This is a genomic window from Halochromatium sp. (genome assembly GCF_054919635.1).
Genome location: NZ_JBUDPI010000250.1, coordinates 1 through 5,905 on the forward strand (window position 1 = coordinate 1; position 5,905 = coordinate 5,905).

At 62.9% G+C, this 5,905-nt stretch carries 5 protein-coding genes; 2 read left to right on the forward strand and 3 right to left on the reverse strand.

Annotation, left to right across the window (positions count from 1 at the left end; all coding sequences use genetic code 11):
* Nucleotides 1-230: 230 nt before the first annotated feature.
* Together ACY693_RS13905 and otsB are read right to left on the reverse strand one after the other, a co-directional pair.
* Nucleotides 231-1,244, reverse strand: coding sequence for an endonuclease/exonuclease/phosphatase family protein (locus ACY693_RS13905; protein ID WP_462322421.1), 1,014 nt, complete (start codon nucleotides 1,242-1,244; stop codon nucleotides 231-233).
* A gap of 147 nt (nucleotides 1,245-1,391) precedes the next feature.
* Nucleotides 1,392-2,981 (reverse strand): trehalose-phosphatase, encoded by a 1,590-nt coding sequence (gene otsB / locus ACY693_RS13910; protein ID WP_462322422.1) that lies wholly within the window; start codon nucleotides 2,979-2,981, stop codon nucleotides 1,392-1,394.
* Between the two features lie 495 nt (nucleotides 2,982-3,476).
* On the opposite strand from otsB, the gene ACY693_RS13915 reads away from it, so the two are divergent.
* Nucleotides 3,477-4,139, forward strand: coding sequence for a phosphoribosyltransferase (locus ACY693_RS13915; RefSeq protein ID WP_462322423.1), 663 nt, complete (start codon nucleotides 3,477-3,479; stop codon nucleotides 4,137-4,139).
* A gap of 122 nt (nucleotides 4,140-4,261) precedes the next feature.
* On the opposite strand, the gene ACY693_RS13920 is transcribed toward ACY693_RS13915, so the two are convergent.
* Nucleotides 4,262-4,675: a DUF4426 domain-containing protein gene (locus ACY693_RS13920; protein WP_462322424.1), complete on the reverse strand. Its 414-nt coding sequence runs from the start codon at nucleotides 4,673-4,675 to the stop codon at nucleotides 4,262-4,264.
* Nucleotides 4,676-5,138: 463 nt separating this feature from the next.
* On the opposite strand from ACY693_RS13920, the gene ACY693_RS13925 reads away from it, so the two are divergent.
* Nucleotides 5,139-5,905 (forward strand): GGDEF domain-containing protein (locus tag ACY693_RS13925; RefSeq protein ID WP_462322425.1); only part of this gene is annotated, 767 nt, incomplete at its 3' end.

Genomic DNA, 5,905 nt, shown 5'->3' on the forward strand with positions numbered 1-5,905 from the left:
AGATCGCCACCATCCAACGATGCTGTTGGTCCATCTCGGCCACATTGACGCTGAAACTGTCGTTCCACTCGATGAGTGGCGCGGAGATGTAGCCATCGGTTGCTGCTTGCAGCGCGGCACCGGCGTCTAGAGAGTGGGCTGGTTTTTCATATTGATTGTTCTCACGTCTCGGGGTGGCGAATCGTTGGTCGCATTGGCTGTTCAGGCCATTGGTCTGTCCATCGTAAACCTTACTGCGCGTCGGGCAAACGTACCAGCACGGGGCGATGGTCTGACCCTTGCCACCGCGGACCAGAGACCGGCGGCGTCGTCGCTGCTGAGAAGGCACCGGCACGCGGCCCGGCCACCAGGATGTGATCGATCGCACCACCTGGGAACCGGCGCAGCACATAGGTCGAGTCGAGCGTCCCAGACAGCAGTCGCGCACAGTCGTCGAGCCCTAGAAGCAGCGCGATGCTGTCATCGTAGCCGTCACGTCCGTCGGGCCCGCACAGGGGGTCGCAGCGACCACGGGTCGGGGCGCAGTCGACCTCCGGATCGGTGCCCACCTGCAGCACGCGGCCTGGTGCCTGAATGTTGTAGTCGCCGGCAACGACGATTGTTCGTCCTTCGGCAAGCGCCGTGACCGCATCGGCTGCTAGTCCCGCTGCCTGGATCTCTCGTCGTCGCGCCTGCTCACGGGCCTTGGCCGTGCAGTCCGCGCCGCGCGAGGATTTCCAATGCACGCCATAGAGCGTCAGCCCATTGAGCAGATCGACGCGGAGGAAACCGCGCGCGGGCCGAGGCTCTTGGATCTTGATATCAATCCGGCGCTCGTGCGTCGGGATGCTGACCGTTGAAACCGTCGGTGGATGACCGTCGCCTTCGGGTCTTCGGCCCGTGATATCCCATTCACTCACCGACTCGATCGGCAATCGCGATAAGACCGCGATCTCGAGCGACTGATGCCAGGCGCCGGTGATCTCAACGGGAGGTGAGAAGTCGCTCATCGCCCAGTGCCTGAAGCCGCCGGCCTCGGCGGCCGCTTGCACCTGATCCTTGGCGATGACCTCTTGCAGCACGAGCAGGTCGATTGGCCCGACGGCATCAAGCGATTGCTTGATGCGCTTGGCAAAGGCTGCTGGGGTCAGCTCGGCGCCTTCGGTGTTCCAGGTCATCAGGGTGACCGGCGCGCTGCAGGCGTAGCCAGCAGCTCCTGATAGGCTCAGCGCGCCGAGCAGCAATGCGGTGAATAGGCGAGACATACTGGATTCTAGACTGGATATAGGGGGCGAGATTATGCAGCCCGTAACGCTGAGGGCCAACATCCGCTTAGGCGCGGGACTCACCAACCCGTCTCAGCGCGAAGCGGGCCGCAACCGGCCCGATCAGTTAACTGAGCGCGACGCCGTCTAGCTGATCACTGAGGGCCTTGCCTCTGGTGGTCTTGCGTCGCGCTCGCTCTCGGTCAGATGGCGCAGCAGCGCTTCGACCTCGCCCGGTGTGCGCAATCGATACTGGGCGGCGGACGGACGAGCCTCTTCGGCGACCAGGATGCCAATGCCGCCTACACGGTGCAGCGCGCGGAACGCATCCTCATCGGTCTCGTCATCGCCGATATAGAGCGCCAGGACGTCGGGCCCGTCCAAACCCAGCTCGGAGAGCAGCCAACGCACCGCCTGGCCTTTGTCCCAATCGACATCCGGGCGTAGCTCAACGATGCGCTTGCCGCCCGTCTTGCGCAGGCCTTCGAACCGGCGTCGAGCTTGATCGACAGCCTCCTGCACCTCTGGCAGATCGGCATCGCTTACCTGCCGTACATGCACGGCGATCGCGAAGCGTTTGCGCTCGATACGCACGCCCTTGATGTGCCCGAGATGTTGCTCGAGGATGTCGGCCGCGCGGTCTAGGTCATCGAGGGCATCGATGCCTTCTGGCAGCTCCAATTGTAGCTCGGGGCCGCGAATGTCGAAGCCGTGGCTGCCCGCATAGATGACCTCTTTCAGCCCGACCAAGGCGCTGACGTCTTGCAGATCGCGACCGGTGACTACCGCTAACGGCGCCACCGCCGCGGCCTGCTGCAGGGCGTGATTCATGCTGCTGCTGAGCTGGGCGTCGGCCGGCCGCTCGACGATCGGTGTCAAGGTGCCGTCGTAGTCGAGAAAGAGGGCGGGGCGCTTCTCGTCAAGCCGTGCACTGATCTGGGCCGGCTCCTCGAGGAGCGGTGGTGGCTCGCTCAGCGCCGATGGCATGCCGAGCTGACAGAGGTTGTCGAAGACCTGCTCGGCGCCTTTCTCCAGCAGGGCCTCGCGCTGACTGCCGATGCGGTCGATGCCGATGATCAGGCCGAAGTGGCCGCGCCTCGCGGCCATGACGCCCGCTGCGGTATCCTCGAAGACGGCGGTGCGCTCCGTTAGACAGCCGAGCTGGTGGCTGGCCTCGATAAAGGTGTCTGGGTCCGGCTTACCGGCCAGCTGGAGATCTTCAGCCTCGACACCATCGAGACGCACGTCGAACAGACCATCAAGGCCCGCCTTCTGCAGAATCAGCTCAGAGTTCTTGCTGGCCGTCACCACGGCAGTGCGGAAGCCAGCGCTGTGCAGCTGTTGCAGCAGTTCGAGTGCGCAATCGTAGACAACCACGCCGCGCTGTTCGATGAGGTCTCGGAAGCTCGCGTTCTTGCGATTGCCGAGTCCGTGCAGGGTCTCACGATCCGGTGGATCATCGGGGTCGCCGTCGGGGAGATCGATGCCGCGTGCCAGGAGAAAATGCTTGATGCCTTTGAGTCGGGGCCGGCCATCGAGGTAGCGGCGATAGTCGCGCACCTCGTCGAACCGGCTGTGATCCTCGCCGGCCACCACGGGCCGCTCGGTCAGATAGGCGTCGAACAGGCCTTTCCAGGCCTCGGCGTGGATCTCGGCGGTTTGGGTGATGACGCCGTCAAGGTCGAACAGCACGGCATCAAGCTGTTCGCGAGAGAGGACGGGTTGTGCATCGGTCATTGCGGCTCAACTCCGAAGCGGCGCAGAGACCTCAAAGCAAGCAAGGCCCATACCTGACGAGCGCCTGACCAGGTTGAGCGGTCCAGGCCGAGCGGTCCAGGTCGAGCGGTCAACACCTGCAGGGCCGCAGATTGGGCGCCTTAGCTTGCAGCCCTAAAGAGAGGCTTGACTAACCACCTGGCCAACCAGCTGACCAGCGACCTGGACTGCATCTCGAGTCGTCATTGTGCCAGACGCTGGTTGATTTCCTGGCGGGGCGGCTGAAATCCACCACCGAGAAGCAGTGGTCTGTTGGTATCAAGCCTAGGTAGACAGGCGTTGTCGTTGCTCTCGGTGCCTTTGATGTGGCGCGTTGAATCGGGAAGGCATCTGGAATGAAAGCTGCGATCTTAGAGCTGCGATCGCCACGCTGATCGTCTCTGAGGCCCTTGAGCAAACGTCAAGCAAATGCCAAGCAAACGCAGGCAGGCAACCAAACAACGGAGGACCAACAAGATGCAGCTTCCCTTTCCCGATCGTACCGAGGCCGGACGCCTGCTCGGTGAGGCGCTACTGGGTTATCGCGGACGGACCGATCTCCTTGTGCTGGCACTGCCACGCGGTGGCGTTCCTGTCGCCGCTGAGGTGGCGCGCCAGCTGGAGGCGCCGCTTGATCTGATGTTGGTCCGCAAGCTCGGCGTACCGACCCAGCCGGAGCTCGCGATGGGCGCTATCGCGACCGGCGGGGCGCAGGTGCTCAATGCCGAGATCATTCAAGCCCTATCGATCTCGAAACAACAGCTCGACCGCGTCACCGAATCAGAGCAGCGTGAGCTCGAGCGTCGCGAGCAGTCCTATCGTGGCGAGCGTCCGGCACCGGAGCTGACCGGGCGCTGTGTGATCCTGGTCGACGACGGGCTTGCGACCGGTGCCAGCATGCGGGTCGCTGTCGACGCAGCCGCGGCGCAAGGCCCCGCGGAGCTCGTGGTGGCGGTTCCAGTGGCCTCTAGCGATGCGGTGGCGCTCGTCGAGCAGCAGGCGAGTCACGTGGTCACCGTGGCGATACCGGAGCCCTTCGTCGGCGTTGGCCGCTGGTATGAGGCCTTTACGCAGACCACCGATGCCGAGGTCCGGACGCTGCTCGACGAGGCATGGCAGCGTGAGCGTGCATCCAGCTGATTGCGGCCCCGGGAGTAGGGACCAGGGAGTAGCAACCAGGGAGTACCCAACCAAGGAGTACCAACCAGCCGAAGCTCGACCGATCGAGCCGTCGCTGGGCTCAGTCGATGAATCTCGATGAATCAGTCGGTGAAGAAGTAGCGCTCGAAGGCGAAGTCATAGGTCTGGTCATCTGACGCCGGCGCGATGGCGAAATTGAAGGTGACCGGCTCGCGATCGCGTACCGGCAGTACGCCGAGATAATAGATGTCGTCGTCGGCTCGGTGCTCTTGCATCTCGACCGTCTCGACGGTATCCGATGCTCGGGTCGCGGTGACACGGACATCGGCCTCGACCGAGCTTCCCGATGCCGAGGCCGTTGGCTTCTGCACCGATACTGTGATCAGCGCCTTCTCGTTGCTGCGCTCGATATCGAGCTTGTCGGCAACCTGCGGGGCGAGAAAATCGGTGCGTACTGCGTTGGCGTAGACAACATAGTCGCCAAGCGTCCAAGTTTGCTCGTCAGTCTGCGAGTCTGCGCTGTAGACTGGGGTCATTGTGCTGACAGCAACGAGAAGCAGCGTCAGCATGGCTCGAACAAGGGGGCCTGGCACCCGGGTCTTGGCCTCAATAGGATCAGAGCCCAGCGAAGCGCCCGCGGCTTGCCGTGCAGAGTCTTGCGCGTCGCGGAAAGGTCGCATTGAATCAGACATTCTAGGTCTCCTGACTGGGTTGGCTCGTTGACTCGGGGCCTGCCCTCGTAGGAAGGCCTTCTTGAGAAAACGCCTTAGAATGGCAAGCTGCTTGAGCATCCAAAAGCATAGCCGATGCCAACCATTTGCACGCGAGCAGATTTGCGCATCTCTGGCGACTTATAGATGATGTGCCTTTGAGCGGACGAGCGATCGACCGAGGTAACCGATATCCAACTGTCGAGCAGGGGCAACGATGGGCCAGCCAATGGGGACAGGCGAGGGCATTGCACAATCGGCAGCACGGCATCGAGTCCAGATTCCGACGATGAGCGAGCGTCTCGAATCGGGCTCGGCGGCCGACGATACAGCCGGCTGGGTCGATCAATGCTGCAGGCTAGCGCTGTCGCGCCGTGCACTTCGACTCGCGGCCCTGTTCTTTGCGGTCTTCATCCTGATCGACCTGTTCCTCACCGGCTATCTGATCCATGCCGCCGTCGAGGCCCTGGCCTTGGCGATGGTGTTGTTCGCGGCGTTGTTGCTGCGCGATCCAGGTCACCTAGGTCTCGCGCAGCTGCTTGGTACGGTGGCAGTCGCAATGACGATCCTCGTGGTCATCATCTCCGGTGTCGCACGCGATGGCGTTCTCGTCTGGCTGGCACTGTTTCCACCGATCCCCTTCTTCCTCGGTGGCTTGAGCCGTGGGCTGCGTTTGTCGGCGGTGTTTGCGGCCATCGTGCTCCCCGTCCTATCGGTCGCCATCATCATCGATGGGCCGATGGGCTTGTCCTGGGTCGCGCTGCTCAATGCCGGTGGTGCGTTGCTTGGGTCGGCTGCCATCGCGTACCTCTATGAGCAGAGCCGCGCTGAGGCGCAGCAGCGGCTCAGTGCCGCCGCGAACACCGATCCGCTGACCGGAGTGGCCAATCGTCGTGGCTTCCTTGAAGGTTTCGAGGTCCGCCGGCGTTTCGCTCAGCGTGCACGTCAGCCACTCTCGCTGCTGCTGTTCGACCTCGACAACCTCAAACAGATCAATGACATCAATGGTCACGCCGCTGGTGATGCAGCAATTCGCCATATTGCGAGCCTGGTGGT